Consider the following 16,806-nt stretch of genomic DNA (forward strand, 5'->3'; position numbering starts at 1 on the left):
GAGCGGGCCCCCGTACGAGGGGATGTACCAGGAGGACTAGAAGGCGGCCTCGTCCAGTTCCATCAGCTCGTTGTCGACGCTCTCGGCGGTCTCGCGGGCGAGCGAGACGCCGGGCAGGACGTTCGCGGCGAAGAACTTCGCGGCGGCGATCTTGCCCTGGTAGAAGGACGCGTCCTTGGCGGATGCGGTCTCCAGCGCCTCGGCGGCGACCGCGGCGCCGCGCAGCAGCAGATAGCCGACGACGACGTCGCCGGAGGCCAGCAGCAGGCGGGTGGTGTTGAGGCCCACCTTGTAGATGTTCTTGACGTCCTCGCCGGTGGCGGTGAGGTCGGTGAGCATCCGGCCGACGATCGCCTCCAGGTCGACGGCGGCCTTGGCGAGCGCGTCGCGGGCGCCGGCCAGCTCCTCGCCGCCGGTGCCGACCGCGAGGAACTTCTTGATCTCCTCGGCCAGCAGGTTCAGCGAGGCGCCCTGGTCGCGGACGATCTTCCGGAAGAAGAAGTCCTGGCCCTGGATGGCCGTGGTGCCCTCGTAGAGGGTGTCGATCTTGGCGTCGCGGATGTACTGCTCGATCGGGTACTCCTGGAGGTACCCGGAGCCGCCGAAGGTCTGCAGCGACTGGGCGAGCTGCTCGTACGCCTTCTCGGAGCCGTAGCCCTTCACGATCGGCAGGAGCAGGTCGTTCAGGCCGTGCAGGGTCCTGGCGTCCTCGCCGGCGGCCTCCTTGACGGCGATCTCGTCCTGGACGGCGGCGGTGTAGAGGACGAGGGAGCGCATGCCCTCCGCGTACGCCTTCTGCGTCATGAGCGAGCGGCGCACGTCGGGGTGGTGGGTGATGGTGACCTTGGGCGCGGTCTTGTCCATGAACTGCGCCAGGTCGGGGCCCTGGACGCGCTCCTTGGCGTACTCCAGCGCGTTCAGGTAGCCCGTCGACAGCGTGGAGATCGCCTTCGTGCCGACCATCATGCGGGCGAACTCGATGATGCGGAACATCTGGCGGATGCCCTCGTGCTTGTCGCCGATCAGCCAGCCCTTGGCCGGGTGCCGGTCGCCGAAGGTCATCTCGCAGGTGTTGGACGCCTTGAGGCCCATCTTGTGCTCGACGTTGGTGGCGTAGACGCCGTTGCGCTCGCCGAGCTCACCGGTCTCCCAGTCGAAGTGGAACTTCGGCACGAGGAAGAGGGACAGGCCCTTGGTGCCGGCGCCGTGGCCCTCGGGGCGGGCCAGCACGTAGTGGAGGATGTTCTCCGACATGTCGTGCTCACCGGACGTGATGAAGCGCTTCACGCCCTCGATGTGCCAGGAGCCGTCGTCCTGCTGCACGGCCTTGGTGCGGCCGGCGCCGACGTCCGAGCCGGCGTCCGGCTCGGTGAGGACCATGGTGGAGCCCCACTGCTTCTCGACCGCGATCCGGGCGATCTCCTTCTGCTGCTCGTTGCCCTCTTCGAAGAGGATCCCGGCGAAGGCGGGCCCGGACGAGTACATCCATATCGCCGGGTTGGCACCCAGCACCAGCTCGGCGTAGGCCCAGATCAGGGAGCGGGGGGAGGTGGTGCCGCCGATCTCCTCCGGCAGCCCGAGCCGCCAGTACTCCGAGTCCATGAAGGACTGGTAGCTCTTCCTGAAGGAGGCGGGGACCGGTGCGGTGCTGGTCGCGGGGTCGAAGACCGGCGGCTTGCGGTCGGCGTCCTCGAACGACTCCGCGAGGTCGTTCTCCGCGAGGCGGGCGATCTCGTCGAGGATGCTCTTGGCGGTGTCGACGTCCATCTCCGCGAACGGGCCGGTGCCGTACAGCTTGTCGCGGCCGAGGACCTCGAAGAGGTTGAACTCGATGTCGCGGAGATTCGACTTGTAGTGCCCCATGGCGACGGCTCCGTAAGGGATCGGAAGGGTTCCTCGTACCGTACGCCGGTACGTCTACCAACTAGTAGCCACGATGATGCTACCCGTCGGTAATAACGTGCAACCCCGATCGCGCATCTGTGACGCGTCCCGCACGTTCCGGGTGTCTGCCGCCGTCTGCCGCCGTCTGCCACCGCCGGCCACCGCCGGCCGCAACGGCGGGTGGGGGGTGCGCGGAGGTGCCGATCCCCGTGCCGACCACAGCAGTGGCTGATGTGTAGTTATGCGGTTTATGGCATGAAAAATGGGGGAGTGCTAGCAAAGTCGGAAAATCCGACCTTTGGTGGGGGCGTTGTGGCGAATAAGACCCGCGCCCCTGACGTCGAGAAAGGATGACGATGCGAAAACTGATCATGCTCCCGCTCGCGCTCGCCCTGACTGTGATCCCGATGGTCGCAGGCAGTCCGTCCGCAGCCGCTGCGACGGGTTCCTTCGAGGTGTACGGGTTCGATGCCGAGCGAGAAGAGAGCTCCTCGACCCGATTAGACGACCCGGCCGACTGTGCCTGTCACAACACCGGGGTGGTCGGCACGACGGACATCGACAACAACACGAATGCCTTGGTGGTCATCTACCGGTTCTCCGGCTGCACCGGTGACCGCTTGGTGATGCAGCCCGGCGAGACGCGGTCCGAAACCAAGGGGAATCTGCCTGGCTGGGATCTCAGCAGCGCCAAATTCCTGACGGTGTAGAAGAGTTGGTCGAGGCCCGCGGCGCGTGGATCCCGTCGTGGGCCTCGACCGCGGTGCCTGCTGAGCCGGGGCCCGGGCGGCACCCGGGATCGGTACGCTGGGGGCATGTACGGCTACGACCAGAACCCCGGTGCCCAGCAGCACTACGGCGCTCCGCCGCAGCAGCCGATGGCCGGGGCCGGCGTGCCCGGTGGGGGGTACGGGCAGCAGGCGCCGCCCGGGTACGGGCAGCAGCCGCCGCTGTATCCGGAGCCGTCGCCGCCGTCGCTCGCCGATGCGGTGCGGGCGTTCACGACGGGGGCGATGTCGGCGGAGGACTTCCAGCAGATCTTCGCGACGTCGAAGGTGTACTGCCCGCGCGGCGACAACCCCGGGTTCCTCGCGCTGCACAACACGCAGCAGCCGGTCATCCCGATGTTCACGTCGCTCAAGGAGCTGCGGCGGTACGCGGGCAAGGAGTCGAAGTACTTCGTGATCACCGGCGCCGAGGTGATCGACCTGCTGCCGACCGGTTACGGCTTCGTCCTCGACATGGAGGGCGACCACCGGATGGTGTTCGACGCCAAGGCGGTCGAGCAGATGGTCGACTTCGCGATGCGGCGCATGTACGGCTGAGGTGCGGCCGGGGTGCGGCTTGCGCGGCACGGGATCCGGGAGCGCCCGGAGGGAATTCCCTCCGGGCGTTTCGTGTTGCGGGTGGCAAGAAGTTCAGCGTTCAACTAAACTTTGTCGCACAAGGAGGTCGTCCCATGCCTGCAGTGACTGTCGAGAACCCGCTCACCCTGCCGCGCGTCACCGCGCCGGCCGACGCCGTCGCCCGGCCGGTGCTCGCCGTGACCACGGCGCCCGGCGGTTTCGAGGGGGAGGGCTTCCCGGTGCGACGCGCGTTCGCCGGGATCAACTACAAGTACCTCGACCCGTTCATCATGATGGACCAGATGGGCGAGGTGGACTACGCGCCGGGCGAGCCCAAGGGCACGCCCTGGCACCCGCACCGCGGCTTCGAGACCGTCACGTACCTGATCGACGGCACCTTCGTGCACCAGGACAGCAACGGCGGCGGCGGCACCATCCGCAACGGCGACACCCAGTGGATGACCGCCGGCTCCGGGCTGCTGCACATCGAGGCCCCGCCGGAGGACCTCGTCATGTCCGGCGGGCTGTTCCACGGACTCCAGCTCTGGGTCAACCTCCCGGCCTCCGACAAGATGATGGACCCGCGCTACCAGGACATCCGCGGCGGCCAGGTCCAGCTGCTCACCTCGCCGGACGGCGGCGCGCTGCTGCGGGTCATCGCCGGTGAGCTCGACGGGCACGAGGGGCCGGGCATCACCCACACCCCGATCACGATGATCCACGCGACCCTGCGCCCCGGCGCGCAGATCACGATCCCCTGGCGCGAGGACTTCAACGGACTGGCGTACGTGCTCGCCGGGAGCGGCGCCGTCGGCACCGAGCGGCGCCCCGTCCACATGGGGCAGACCGCGGTCTTCGGCGACGGCGGCTCGCTCACCGTGCGGGCCGACGACAAGCAGAGCGGCGGTCCGCACGACGGCGACCTGGAGATCGTGCTGCTCGGCGGCCGGCCCATCCGGGAGCCGATGGCGCACTACGGGCCGTTCGTCATGAACACCCGCGAGGAGCTCCAGCAGGCGTTCGAGGACTTCCAGAAGGGGCGCCTGGGGACCGTCCCCGCGGTCCACGGGATGTGATCCCCTCCCGGAACCACCGAAGCTGACGCGGCGTCACCCGTCCGGCCCGACAGGCGGGACGGGCCGCCGCGCATATGGTCCGCTGGGCGGATGGAGCCCCGCGAGACACGTCAGCCCCGCGAACCCCTGCTGCCCACCCCGGTACGGCGCCTCGCCGCCTGGTGCGGGGTCGTGCTGCTCGTCGCCGCGGTCTGCGCCGTCGGCGTATGGCTGATCGTCGTCTTCAAGACCGCCGTCACGCCCGCGCTGCTCGCGGTGCTCGGTACGGCGCTCCTCGGCCCCCTCCACCGGCGGCTGGTCACGATGAAGGTGCAGCGCTCGCTCGCCGCGGGGCTGACCTGCGCCGCCGTGGTCGCCGTCGTCGGCGGGGCGGGGTACGTCGTGGTCACCGCGCTGGTCCAGAGCGGCGACCAGATCATCGCCTCGGTGCGGCAGGCCGCCCGGGCGCTCTCCGAGCACTTCGGAGCCCTGGGCACCTCCATCGACGACCTGGCGGCCAACTCCAAGGACCTGCTCGCCAAATTCGGCGGGTCCGCCGCCTCCGGGGTGATCTCCGGGCTGAGCGTCGTCGCCGAGGGGATCGCGATCGCGGTCCTCGCGCTGCTGCTGATCTTCTTCTTCCTCCGCGACTCCGACCGCGCCGTCGCCACCCTGCGCTCCCTCGCGCCGCGCGCCACCGGGGACACCGTGGAGGCGATGGGGCGGCGCGCCTTCGGGGCGGTCGAGGGCTTCATGCGCGGGACGACGCTGATCGCGCTCATCGACGCCGTCTGCATCACCGTCGGGCTGCTGATCCTGCGCGTGCCCGGGGCCGTCGGCCTCGGGGCGCTCGTCTTCGTCTTCGCCTACATCCCCTACCTCGGCGCGTTCATCTCCGGCTCGCTCGCCGTCCTCGTCGCGCTCGCCGACCGCGGCTGGGTGATCGCGCTCTGGGCGCTCGGCGTCGTCCTCGCCGTGCAGGTGCTGGAGGGGCACATCCTCCAGCCGATGATCCAGAGCCGTACGGTCCAGATGCACCCCGCGATCATCCTGCTGGCGCTCACGGCGGGCGCCGGCCTCGCCGGGATCCTCGGCATGCTGCTCGCCGTGCCCCTGACCGCCGCCGCCTTCGGTGTGATCGGCGAACTGCGCAAGCGCTACACACCCGTCGGCGAGCCCACCGAGGGCCCCGCCGGCAGCACCTCGGGGCCGCCGTCCGCCGGCCCCGGCTCGTAGAGCTCGAACCAGATCGACTTGCCCTCGCCTCGGGGGTCCACGCCCCACACGTCCGCGAGCATCTCCATCAGCAGCAGACCGCGCCCGGACGAGGCCATCTCGCCGGGCCGCCGGCGGTGCGGCAGCTCGTCACTGCCGTCCGAGACCTCCACGCGCAGCCGCCTGCTGCCGCGCTCACCCGCCGCCTCCGCCACCAGCAGCGCGTCGCCGTCGGTGTGCACGAGCACATTGGTGACCATCTCCGAGACCATCAGGACCGCCGCGTCGATCTGCTCCGCGTCCGCCCAGTCGTGCAGCAGGTCGCGCAGGTGCTGCCGGGCGATCGCGATCCGCTCAGGGTCGGCCTGGGCGACGGTGAGGGCCGTGCGGCGCGGGGCGCGCCGGGGCGGCCTGCCGTGCCGGGACAGCAGCAGGACGGCGATGTCGTCCTCGCGCCGGTCGGCGAGCGGGCCGGTCGTGTAGTGGGACGCCGGGCCGTGCACGGCCCGGACGAGCGCGTCGGCGAGCTTCTCCAGCTCCAGCGCTCCGCCGTCGTCGCGGTGGTCCTCCAGGACGGCGCGGATCCGCTCCCAGCCGCTGTCCAGGTCGTGCCCGCCGGTCTCCAGCAGCCCGTCCGTGCAGACCATGATCGTCTCGCCGGGCTCCAGCACGATCCGGGTGGTCGGGTAGTCGGTGTCCGGGTCGATGCCGAGCGGCAGTCCGCCGGCTGTGGGCCGCATGATGACCGTCCCGTCGGCCATCCGGATCGCCGGGTCGGGGTGCCCGGCCCGGGCGATGTCGAGGGTGCCGGTGGCCGGATCGCACTCCAGATAGAGGCAGGTCGCGAAGCGCGGCCCGCTGAACGGGCCGACCGGGTCCCCGTCGTCGTACGTCTCGCTCTCCGCGTACTCGTGCAGCCCCACCAGGAAGCGCGAGGCGCGCGAGAGCACGGCGTCCGGGCGGTGCCCCTCGGAGGCGTACGCGCGCAGGGCGATCCGCAACTGGCCCATCAGTCCCGCCGCCCGTACGTCATGGCCCTGCACGTCCCCGATGACCAGCGCGATCCGGCCGGTCGGCAGGGGGATCAGGTCGTACCAGTCGCCGCCCACCTGGAGCCCGCCGCCGGTGGGCACGTACCGCGCCGCCACCGACATGCCCGGGATGCCGGGCCCCAGCGACGGCATCATCGAGCGCTGGAGACCGCGCGACAGCTCCCGCTCGTTCTCCGCGACCCCGGCCCTGGCCAGTGCCTGCGCCAGCATCCGGGCGACGGTGCCGAGCACCGACCGCTCGTCAGGGGTGAAGGCGACGGGATGCCCGAAGGCCGCCATCCAGCAGCCCATCGTGCGTCCCGCGACGGTCAGCGGGACATAGGCCCAGGAATGGCGCTTGTAGCGCTCGATCAGCGGCCACATGGCCGGGTAGCGCCTGCGGTACTCGGCGGGGGACGGGATGTAGAGCGCCCGTCCGGTACGGATCACCTCGGCGGCCGGGTAGGCGGTGTCCAGCGGCATGTCGGCGAACGGGCCGCCGGCCGCCGGGTCGTATCCGTGCATGTCCAGGACGCGCAGCCGGTCGCCCTGGATCCCGAAGACGGCGAGTCCGTCCGGCGAGAAGCCCGGCATCGACAGGGAGGCGGCGACCCGCAGCACCTCGGCCGTGGACCGGGCCTCGGCCAGCGCCCACCCCGCGTCCAGCAGGAACGCCTCGCGGTTGCGGCGCCAGTCGCCGGTGACGGGGGTGCGTGCGGCGCTGGTGCCGGGCGGTGGCTCGGCGACCTCCTGGAGGGTGCCGGTGAGCTTGTACTCGCCGCTCTCGACGACCGGCTTGGAGCGGCTGCGCACGGTGCGCAGCACCTGGCCCTCGGCGTCCACGACGCGCATCCGGGCCTCCGCGAGGGTGCCTTCGGCGGCCGCGAGCGTGACGACCCCGTAGATCTCGTTCCAGTCGACCGGGTGGAAGCGGCTGCGCACGGCGGCCTGGGACAGGGTGACGAACCCTTTCCCGGCGGGGGCGGGGCCTTCCCGGAGTCCGGAGTCCTCCGTCGGCAGCCCGAGCAGCCGGGCGGCCTCGGCGTCGAGGGTCACCGTCCCGGAGGCGTTGTCCCAGCTCCACACGCCGGTCGCAATCGCGGCCAGGACGTCCTCGGTGCGCACTTTCCTACTGTATTCACGTTTACGCGGCATTTACCTCCCGGCTCCGCGGCAGGGCCTCGAATCCCTGGCGGGGCCGGGGGATCCCGACCCGGACGGTAACCTGGGTGGGTCTGCCCCCATCTCCATCGCGACGAAGACTGGATGATCGACGATGCATCGGTACAGGTCCCACACCTGCGGCGAGCTCCGCGCCTCTGACGTCGGCTCCGACGTCCGGCTGAGCGGCTGGCTGCACAATCGCCGAGACCTGGGCGGCATCCTCTTCATCGATCTGCGCGACCACTACGGGCTCGTCCAGCTGGTCGCCCGCCCGGGCACCCCGGCGAACGAGGCGCTGAGCCACATCACCAAGGAGTCCGCCGTCCGCATCGACGGCAAGGTCTCCGCCCGCGGCGCGGAGAACGTCAACCCGGAGCTGCCCACCGGCGAGATCGAGATCGAGGTCACCGAGGTCGAGGTGCTCGGCGCCTCCGCCCAGGTGCCCTTCACGATCAACACGGACGACGGCGTCAACGAGGAGCGGCGCCTGGAGTACCGCTTCCTGGACCTGCGCCGCGAGCGCATGCACCGCAACATCATGCTGCGCACCGCCGTCATCTCCGCCATCCGGCACAAGATGACCGCGCTCGGCTTCAACGAGATGGCCACCCCGATCCTCACCGCGAGCTCCCCCGAGGGCGCCCGCGACTTCCTGGTGCCGTCGCGGCTGAACCCCGGCAAGTTCTACGCGCTGCCGCAGGCCCCGCAGCAGTTCAAGCAGCTGCTGATGATCGCGGGCTTCGACCGGTACTTCCAGATCGCGCCCTGCTTCCGCGACGAGGACGCCCGCGCCGACCGCTCGCCGGGCGAGTTCTACCAGCTCGACATCGAGATGTCCTTCGTCGAGCAGGAGGACGTCTTCCAGCCGGTCGAGAAGCTGATGACCGAGCTCTTCGAGGAGTTCGGCGGCGGCCGCCACGTCACCTCGCCGTTCCCGCGGATCCCGTTCCGCGAGGCGATGATGAAGTACGGCTCGGACAAGCCGGACCTGCGCGCCCAGCTGGAGCTCGTCGACATCACCGATGTCTTCGAGGGCTCCGAGTTCAAGGCGTTCGCGGGCAAGCACGTGCGCGCCCTGCCGGTGCCGGGCGTCCAGGACCAGCCGCGGAAGTTCTTCGACCAGCTCGGCGAGTACGCGGTCGAGCAGGGCGCCAAGGGCCTCGCCTGGGTACGCGTCGGCGACGACGGCGCGCTGTCCGGCCCGATCGCCAAGTTCCTCACCGAGGAGAACGTCAAGGTCCTCACCGAGCGCCTGGGCCTCAAGCCCGGCCACGCGGTGTTCTTCGGCGCCGGGGACGTCGAGGAGGTCTCCAAGATCATGGGCGCGGTACGGGTGGAGGCCGCGCGCCGTGCGGGCCACTTCGAGGACAACGTCTTCCGCTTCTGCTGGATCGTCGACTTCCCGATGTACGAGAAGGACGCCGAGACCGGCAGGATCGACTTCTCGCACAACCCGTTCTCGATGCCGCAGGGCGGCCTGGAGGCCCTGGAGACCCAGGACCCGCTGGACGTCCTCGGCTGGCAGTACGACATCGTCTGCAACGGCGTCGAGCTGTCCTCCGGCGCGATCCGCAACCACGAGCCCGAGATCATGTTCAAGGCGTTCGAGATCGCGGGCTACGACCGGGCGACCGTGGAGCACGAGTTCTCCGGCATGCTCCGCGCCTTCCAGTACGGCGCCCCGCCGCACGGCGGCATCGCCCCGGGCGTCGACCGCATCGTGATGCTGCTCGCCGACGAGCCGAACATCCGCGAGACGATCGCGTTCCCGCTCAACCAGAACGCGCAGGACCTGCTGATGGGCGCCCCGGCGGAGGTCGACGACGCCCGCCTCAAGGAGCTCCACATCAGCGTCTACAAGGGGCCGGCGAAGCCGACGCCGTACAAGCCCACCAAGTGAGGCCGTGAGAAGGGGCCCGGAACCGTACAGGTTCCGGGCCCCTTCGGCGTTCGACCGTGCTTTCTGCGTCTTTCGCGTTTTCTGCCTTCCTCCGCGTTCATTTCGTGCTCCTTCCGAGTCGTTCGCGCCGGGCACGCCGACGGCGGGCTCCGTCAGCGGGAAGGGACACGACCGGTGACGGACCACGAGAGGACCGCGGAGTGCTGAGCACCCTACTGACCAGAGCAGCGGCGGCACGTCCCGCCGCCGTACTGCTGGCCGCCGTACTGCTGCTCGCGGGCTGCGCGACGCCCGCGGAGCCGCCGCCGCCGGCCCCCGGGCCGGAGCTGCCGACGAAGATCGTGCGGGCCGGGCCCGCGGAGATCCCCGGGCTCGGCCCGGACACCCGCCGCCTCATCCCGGACGGCACCTCCCAGGCCGTCGTCGTCACCGGCGAGGACGCGGACTCCAGCAACTCCGAGGTCGTCCTGTACGAGCGCGACCCCGGGCGCGGCTGGCAGGCCGTCGTCGGGCCCTGGCCGGCCCACAACGGACTCAAGGGCTGGACCGACGAGCACTGGGCCGGCGACAACCGCTCGCCGACCGGGGTCTTCGGCCTCACCGACGCGGGCGGCCGGCTGCCCGACCCGGGCACGAAGCTCCCGTACCACGAGTCCCCGTCGCTGTTCACCGTGGCCGGCACCGGCTTCCTGGGCGAGCCGCTGGAGGGCTCGTTCGACTACGTCGTGGCCATCAACTACAACCGCCGGCCGGGCACGTCGCCCCTCTACGACGAGGGCACCCGGCCCATGGGCTGGGACCGCGGCGGCGGCGTCTGGTTCCACGTCGACCACGACGGGCCCACGCAGGCGTGCGTGTCGCTGGAGCTGGACCAGATGCGGGAGCTGCTGCTGTGGCTGGACCCGGAGCGCGATCCGGTCGTGGTGATGGGCGACGGGGGATCACTGGCACGCTGACGGGCCGGCGCGCTGGGCCGCTGACGCGCGAAGGGCCCGGGAACCTCACGGTCCCCGGGCCCTTCGCGGCCGTCGTCGCTCCCGCGCCCGCTACTGCGCGGGCTTCTCCTCCAGGCGCGGACTGCATCTTCTGGGGGGCGACCCCCAGACCCCCGTGTGCTCCCGCGCCGAGGGTTCAGCCCTTCTTCGGCTCTTCCAGGCGCGGGAACAGCACCGCGCCCTTCGTGACCGTCGAACCGGCCGGGAGCCGGCCCCAGTCCGACGCGTCCTGGACCCGCTGGTCCGCCAGGGCGCCGAGTGACCCCTCCGCGCCCAGGGAGTCCCACAGCTTCTGCGAGGTGTCCGGCATGACCGGGTTCAGCAGCACCGCCACGGCCCGCAGGGACTCCGCCGCCGTGTACAGGATCGTCGCGAGGCGGGCCCGGCCCTCCTCCGACCCCGCTGCGTCAGCAGCATGATCGAATGCGGTCTTGGCGACCTTCCACGGCTCCTGCTCCGTGATGTAGCCGTTGACCTGCTTCACGAAGTCGAAGACCGCCAGGATGCCGCCCTGGAAGTCCAGCTCCTCGCCGATCTTCCGGTCGGCCTCGGCGACGGCCTTCGCCAGGCCCTCGTGGACCGCCTTCTCGGCCTCGCCGTTCGCCGTCGCCTCCGGGAGCGCCCCGCCGAAGTACTTGCCGACCATCGCGGCGACGCGCGAGGCGAGGTTGCCGTAGTCGTTGGCGAGCTCGCTCGTGTAGCGGGCGGTGAAGTCCTCCCACGAGAACGAGCCGTCCTGGCCGAACGCGATCGCGCGCAGGAAGTACCAGCGGTACGCGTCCACGCCGAAGTGCGAGGTCAGGTCCTGCGGCTTGATGCCCGTCAGGTTCGACTTCGACATCTTCTCGCCGCCGACCATCAGCCAGCCGTTGGCGGCGACCTTGCCGGGCACCGGCAGGCCCTGCGCCATCAGCATCGCGGGCCAGATGATCGCGTGGAAGCGGAGGATGTCCTTGCCGACGAGGTGCACGTTCGCCGGGAAGGTCGCCTCGAACTTCGCCGGGTTCTCGTTGTAGCCGACCGCCGTCGCGTAGTTGAGCAGGGCGTCGACCCACACGTAGATGACGTGCTTCTCGTCCCACGGGATCGGGATGCCCCAGTCGAACGTCGACCGGGAGATCGACAGGTCCTGAAGGCCCTGCTTGACGAAGTTCACGACCTCGTTGCGGGCGGACTCGGGCTGGATGAAGCCGGGGTTCTCGGCGTAGAACTCCAGCAGCTTCGGGCCGTACTCGCTGAGCTTGAAGAAGTAGTTCTCCTCCTTGAGGATCTCCACCGGCTTCTTGTGCACGGGGCACAGCTTCTGCCCGGCGAACTCACCCTCGCCGTCCAGCAGCTCGCCGGGGAGCTTGTACTCCTCGCAGCCCACGCAGTACGGGCCCTCGTACCCGCCCTTGTAGATCTCGCCCTTGTCGTACAGGTCCTGCACGAACTCCTGGACGCGGTCCGTGTGGCGCTTCTCCGTCGTACGGATGAAGTCGTCGTTCGCGATCTCCAGGTGCTCCCAGAGGGGCTTCCACGCCTCCTCCACGAGCTTGTCGCACCACTCCTGCGGGGTGACGCCGTTCGCCTCCGCGGTACGCATGATCTTCTGACCGTGCTCGTCCGTGCCGGTGAGGTACCACACCTTCTCGCCGCGCTGACGGTGCCAGCGCGTGAGCACGTCGCCTGCGACGGTCGTATAGGCGTGGCCCAGGTGAGGAGCGTCGTTGACGTAGTAGATGGGGGTCGACACGTAGAAAGCCTTCACGGCTTCGCTCGCCCCCTGCTTCTCGGATCCAGTGGCCGCCATGGTCGAAATCCTAACGGCCGACAGAAGATCGACTCACACGCGCGGGACGGGCCCGGAGCGGGCGGGCCCGCCCCGCGCGGTGGCGATCAGCTGTCGCGGCTGCCCAGCCATCCGGGGAAGCGGGCGAGGAGCCCCCGGTACAGCTCGTCGTCGGTGAGCTCGCGGGGGTCGGGCCCGGCGTGGAAGAACGCGGCGTTGCCGGCGTCCTCGTCGGCGTCGAGCTTGCGGAGGAAGTCGAAGCCCTTGGCCTCGTACTGGCCGAACGCCACGAACTGCCAGAAGAACGGCCTGCCGGCCGTGTCCGTGAGGGCCTGCCTGGCGGGCTGCTTCGCGTCGGGCGCCCCGTCGGTCTGGAAGACGACGAGGGCGGGGCCTTCGGCGCCGGACTTCTCGTAGTGCTCGACGACCTCCTCGACGGCGCGGTGGTAGCTGGTGCGCCCCATGTGCCCGGCGGCGGCGTGCATCTCGTCGACCCGGCCCTCGTGGTCGGTGAGCGTCAGCTCCCCGGCCCCGTCGATGTCGGTCGAGAAGAACACGACGTGCACGGTGGCGGCCTCGTCGAGATGCGCGGCGAGGGCGAGCACCTGCTCGCCGAGCTGCTGCGCGCTGCCGTCCTTGTAGTACGACCGCATCGACCCGGACCGGTCCAGCACCAGGTACACCCGGGCCCGCGCCCCCGCGGCCCCGGCGTCCTTGAGCACGGTGCCCGCGGCCTTGTACGCCCCCACGAGCCCTGCGGCCCGCGCCTTGAGCCGGGCGAGCGAGTGGGCGGGCTTACCGTCCCCGGCGCCCGCGCCCGCGCCCGCGCCCGCGCCCGCGATCGGCTCGTCCTCGGCGGGTGCGGCCTCTGTGCCGGGCGCAGGCGCCTCGGCGTCGACGGTGTCCGCGGCCGACGTGGCGGGCTCGTCCGTGGTGGTGTCGCCTTCGGTGACCTGCTCGGGCTTCTCCTCGGCGGCGGCCGCGACCGGCTGGTCCTCGGTGGCGTTCTGCTCGGCCTCGGCGCCCGTGTCCTCGGCGGCGGCCGCGACCGGCTCGTCCTCGGTGGCGACCGGCTCGTCCTCGGCGGGTGCGGCCTCGGTGCCGGGCGCAGGCGCCTCGGCGTCGACGGTGTCCGCGGCCGACGTGGCGGGCTCGTCCATGGTGGTGTCGCCTTCGGTGACCTGCTCGGGCTTCAGCTCGGCGGTGTCCGCTACCTGGGCGGCCTCGCCAGCGCCCGTGTCCGCGGCGGTGGCCGCGACCGGCTTGCTCTCAGCCTCGGCGGGTGCGGCCTCGGTGCCGGCGGTGTCCGTGGCCGACGTGGCGGGCTCGTCCGTGGTGGTGTCGCCTTCGGTGACCTGCTCGGGCTTCTCCTCGGCGGTGGCCGCGACCTGCTCGGCCTCGGTGCCGGGCGCAGGCGCGGGCGTCTCAGCGTCGGCGGTGTCCGCCGCCTGGGCGGCCTCGCCGCGCTGCTCAGGGATCCCGGTCGCGGTGGGTGCCTCGGCTTCGTCAGCCGTGTCGCTCCCGGTGTCCTCGGCCGTGGCGGACACCGGCGTCGCCTCGGCGGCCTCGGCGGGCTCCGCCTCGGTGGTGTCGCCGCGCTGCTCGGGGAGCGCCGTCGTGGCGGGTGCCTCTTCGGTGGCCGCCGTCGCCGGCTCGGCCTCGGCGAGCTCGGTCGTGCTTTCGGCGGCTTCCGGAGCCTCGTCGGTGCTGACGTCGGCTGCGGGCGCCTCCGTGGCGGGGTCGTCGTCGGTGGCGGGCGCGGGGTCCGCCTCGGGTGCGGCAGCGACCGGCTCGGCGTCCGCGTCCGCGGCCGCGTCGGCGGCCACCGCCTCCGCCTGGGGCGCAGGCGCGTCCCCGTCCGCGGCCCCGTCCCCGTCCGGCGTCACCGTCGCCGCTTCCGAGCGCGCCGACGGGATCGTCGGCCTCGGCGCCGGGGCGTCGAAGGCCGCCGCCACGAGGTCGGCCGCGCGGTCCTCGGGGGAGGGCGCCTCGGCCTGGGGCGGGACGGCGGCGGCGGTGGAGGTCGTCGCCGGGGCCACCGGGGACGACGGCTCCGTACGCTCGCGTCCGAACACCTTGCGCAGCAAGCTCCGAATGCCCATGGGCGAGGCCTTTCGCGTGAATTGGGTGCGATCCATGTCCGGTCCAGTGCGCCGGGGGCGGCAGCCCCGCATCGCCGGCCACGACGGACACGTAAGGTTAGCGGCCGCCCGTAGCTCAGCTCAGCAACCCCCTCCGGTGTCAAGACCGCCCCGGTCGACCCGCATTCATCCCTCGTTCATTTGTCCGCCGCCGCAGTGCACATGTGTGCGCCTAGCGTCACGGCCGGACGTATTCCGACACAATGTCGGCGCGGGGTGCGCCGAAGGGGATGGGGAAGAAGTGCGCAAGCTGCTGCCGCTCCTGAGCTCGAATCACGCGGGCGGCCGGTCCGCTCTCACGTGCCGTTACCGCTGTGGTGACGCCTGCTTCCACGAGGTGCCCAACACCAGCGACAACGAGTACGTCGGCGACATCATCGCCGGCGCGCTCTCCCGCCGCTCCATGATGCGTACGGCCGCCGCCGCGACCGTCGTCGCCGCCGCCGGCGGTGCCGTCGTGGCGAGCAACGCCCCGTCCGCGGAGGCTGCGGCCACCGCCTTCGGCGGCCACGGCCACGGTCACGGCGGCACCGCCGACGGCGCCCGCGGTCTCCGCTTCACGCCGGTCGCGCCGAACACCGCCGACCAGGTGACGGTCCCCGAGGGCTACACCCAGAACGTCGTCATCCGCTGGGGCGAGCCCATCCTCCGCAACGCCCCCGCCTTCGACGCCGACAAGCAGACCGCCAAGGCGCAGGCCGGCCAGTTCGGTTACAACAACGACTTCCTGAGCCTGCTCCCGCTGCGCGAGCACGGCCGCCAGGTACTCGTGGCCAACCACGAGTACACGGACGAAGTCCTGATGTTCCGGAACTACGACTCCGCCAACCCCACCCGCGAGCAGGTCGAGATCGCCTGGGCCGCCCACGGCCTCTCCGTCGTCGTGGTCCAGGAGGAGCACCGGAGCGGCAAGCTCACGCCCGTCACGCGCCACTACCTCAACCGCCGCATCACCGCGACGAGCGAGTTCCGGCTCACCGGCCCGGCCGCGGGCAGCGACCTGCTGAAGACCTCCGCCGACCCGACCGGCACCGAGGTCCTCGGCACGCTCAACAACTGCGCGGGCGGCACCACCCCGTGGGGCACGATCCTGTCCGGCGAGGAGAACTTCAACCAGTACTTCGCCAACGGCTCCAGCGCCACCGACAAGCGCTACGGCCTCGGCACCGCCGCCACCGAGCGCAAGTGGGAGCGGTTCGACAAGCGCTTCGACGCCGCCCAGGAGCCCAACGAGTCGCACCGCTTCGGCTGGGTCGTCGAGCTCGACCCGTACGACCCCGACTCCACGCCCCGCAAGCGCACCGCGCTGGGCCGCTTCAAGCACGAGGCCGCGCAGCCGCGGCTGACCCGCGACGGCCGCCCGGTCGTCTACATGGGCGACGACGAGCGCTTCGACTACTTCTACAAGTTCGTCTCGTCGAAGCGGATGAAGAAGGGCAGCAGCCGCGCCGACCGTGAGCACAACCTGACGCTGCTCGACGAGGGCACGCTGTACGTCGCCAAGCTCACCGGCGACTCCCCGGCCGCCGAGATCGACGGCACCGGCAAGCTCCCGAACGACGGCGAGTTCGACGGCAGCGGCGTGTGGATCCCGCTGGCCACCGGCGATGTCTCGCACGTCGAGGGCATGACCGCCGAGGAGGTGTACGTCTTCACCCGCCTCGCCGGTGACAAGGTCGGCGCCACCAAGATGGACCGCCCCGAGGACGTCGAGCCGAGCCCCCGCAGCGGCCGCGTGTACATCGCGCTCACCAACAACACCGACCGCGGCAAGGCGGGCAAGGCCGGCGCGGACGAGGCCAACCCGCGCAACCTCAACAAGCACGGCCAGATCCTGGAGCTCGCCGAGCACTGGGACGACCCGGCGAACGACGGCTTCGCCTGGCGGCTCTTCCTGGTCGCCGGTGACCCGAACGACCCGGCCACCTACTTCGCCGGGTACCCGAAGGAGGCGGTCAGCCCGATCTCCTGCCCGGACAACGTGGCGTTCGACCCGCACGGCAACCTGTGGATCTCCACGGACGGCGCCCAGCTCGGTTCGCACGACGGTCTGTTCGGTGTCGCCACGCAGGGCGAGCGGCGCGGTGAGCTGAAGCAGTTCCTCACCGTCCCGAAGGGCGCCGAGACCTGCGGTCCGATCATCCAGGACCGGCGCGTGCTCGTCGCCGTGCAGCACCCGGGCGAGATCGACGGCGCGACCGTCGACAAGCCGGCGTCCGCGTGGCCCGACGGACCGGGCCGCATCGTGCGCCCGTCGGTCGTCGCCGTCTACCGCAAGGACGGCCGCGACATCGGCGTCTGATC

Annotated in this window: 11 protein-coding genes; 7 read left to right on the forward strand and 4 right to left on the reverse strand. The window is 71.1% G+C overall.

What is annotated here, in order from left to right:
• Positions 1–36: 36 nt before the first annotated feature.
• Positions 37–1,863: an acyl-CoA dehydrogenase gene (locus tag KK483_RS18300; RefSeq protein WP_262006280.1), complete on the reverse strand. Its 1,827-nt coding sequence runs from the start codon at positions 1,861–1,863 to the stop codon at positions 37–39.
• A 377-nt stretch (positions 1,864–2,240) separates the two neighbouring features.
• Here KK483_RS18300 and KK483_RS18305 point away from each other — a divergent pair, with 377 nt between their 5' ends.
• The 4 genes from KK483_RS18305 (at position 2,241) to KK483_RS18320 (ending at position 5,521) form a co-directional block, all read left to right on the forward strand.
• A complete protein-coding gene (locus KK483_RS18305; protein ID WP_262006281.1) occupies positions 2,241–2,594 on the forward strand; it encodes a hypothetical protein in 354 nt (117 codons plus the stop codon).
• A 105-nt stretch (positions 2,595–2,699) separates the two neighbouring features.
• Positions 2,700–3,209, forward strand: a complete 510-nt coding sequence (locus KK483_RS18310) for an SseB family protein (protein WP_262006282.1) — start codon at positions 2,700–2,702, stop codon at positions 3,207–3,209.
• A gap of 134 nt (positions 3,210–3,343) precedes the next feature.
• Positions 3,344–4,306, forward strand: coding sequence for a pirin family protein (locus tag KK483_RS18315; protein WP_262006283.1), 963 nt, complete (start codon positions 3,344–3,346; stop codon positions 4,304–4,306).
• A 90-nt stretch (positions 4,307–4,396) separates the two neighbouring features.
• Positions 4,397–5,521, forward strand: a complete 1,125-nt coding sequence (locus KK483_RS18320) for an AI-2E family transporter (protein ID WP_262006284.1) — start codon at positions 4,397–4,399, stop codon at positions 5,519–5,521.
• Here KK483_RS18320 and KK483_RS18325 read toward each other — a convergent pair.
• Positions 5,443–7,656 carry a SpoIIE family protein phosphatase gene (locus tag KK483_RS18325; RefSeq protein WP_262006285.1) on the reverse strand — a complete coding sequence of 738 codons (2,214 nt, stop codon included), beginning with the start codon at positions 7,654–7,656 and terminating at the stop codon, positions 5,443–5,445. The genes KK483_RS18320 and KK483_RS18325 overlap by 79 nt on opposite strands.
• Positions 7,657–7,807: 151 nt before the next feature.
• Between KK483_RS18325 and aspS the strand changes: the two genes are divergently transcribed.
• Complete coding sequence (aspS, locus tag KK483_RS18330; protein ID WP_262006286.1) at positions 7,808–9,595, forward strand: aspartate--tRNA ligase; 1,788 nt, start codon at positions 7,808–7,810, stop codon at positions 9,593–9,595.
• A 200-nt stretch (positions 9,596–9,795) separates the two neighbouring features.
• On the forward strand, positions 9,796–10,551 hold the full coding sequence (locus KK483_RS18335) for a hypothetical protein (RefSeq protein ID WP_262006287.1): 756 nt from the start codon (positions 9,796–9,798) through the stop codon (positions 10,549–10,551).
• Positions 10,552–10,726: 175 nt separating this feature from the next.
• On the opposite strand, the gene metG is transcribed toward KK483_RS18335, so the two are convergent.
• Positions 10,727–12,382 (reverse strand): methionine--tRNA ligase, encoded by a 1,656-nt coding sequence (metG, locus tag KK483_RS18340; protein WP_262006289.1) that lies wholly within the window; start codon positions 12,380–12,382, stop codon positions 10,727–10,729.
• An 86-nt stretch (positions 12,383–12,468) separates the two neighbouring features.
• Positions 12,469–14,463, reverse strand: coding sequence for a VWA domain-containing protein (locus KK483_RS18345; RefSeq protein ID WP_262006290.1), 1,995 nt, complete (start codon positions 14,461–14,463; stop codon positions 12,469–12,471).
• A 280-nt stretch (positions 14,464–14,743) separates the two neighbouring features.
• Between KK483_RS18345 and KK483_RS18350 the strand changes: the two genes are divergently transcribed.
• Complete coding sequence (locus KK483_RS18350) at positions 14,744–16,804, forward strand: PhoX family phosphatase (RefSeq protein WP_262006291.1); 2,061 nt, start codon at positions 14,744–14,746, stop codon at positions 16,802–16,804.
• Positions 16,805–16,806: the final 2 nt, after the last annotated feature.

The sequence above is a fragment of the Streptomyces sp. FIT100 genome, assembly GCF_024584805.1.
Lineage (GTDB): Bacteria > Actinomycetota > Actinomycetes > Streptomycetales > Streptomycetaceae > Streptomyces.

Coding starts and splice junctions, on each gene's coding strand:
- metG (WP_262006289.1), bottom strand. CDS start 12,382: ATGGCGGCCACTGGATCCGAGAAGCAGGGGGCGAGCGAAGCCGTGAAG.
- KK483_RS18310 (WP_262006282.1), top strand. CDS start 2,700: ATGTACGGCTACGACCAGAACCCCGGTGCCCAGCAGCACTACGGCGCT.
- KK483_RS18300 (WP_262006280.1), bottom strand. CDS start 1,863: ATGGGGCACTACAAGTCGAATCTCCGCGACATCGAGTTCAACCTCTTC.
- KK483_RS18345 (WP_262006290.1), bottom strand. CDS start 14,463: ATGGGCATTCGGAGCTTGCTGCGCAAGGTGTTCGGACGCGAGCGTACG.
- KK483_RS18320 (WP_262006284.1), top strand. CDS start 4,397: ATGGAGCCCCGCGAGACACGTCAGCCCCGCGAACCCCTGCTGCCCACC.
- aspS (WP_262006286.1), top strand. CDS start 7,808: ATGCATCGGTACAGGTCCCACACCTGCGGCGAGCTCCGCGCCTCTGAC.
- KK483_RS18305 (WP_262006281.1), top strand. CDS start 2,241: ATGCGAAAACTGATCATGCTCCCGCTCGCGCTCGCCCTGACTGTGATC.
- KK483_RS18315 (WP_262006283.1), top strand. CDS start 3,344: ATGCCTGCAGTGACTGTCGAGAACCCGCTCACCCTGCCGCGCGTCACC.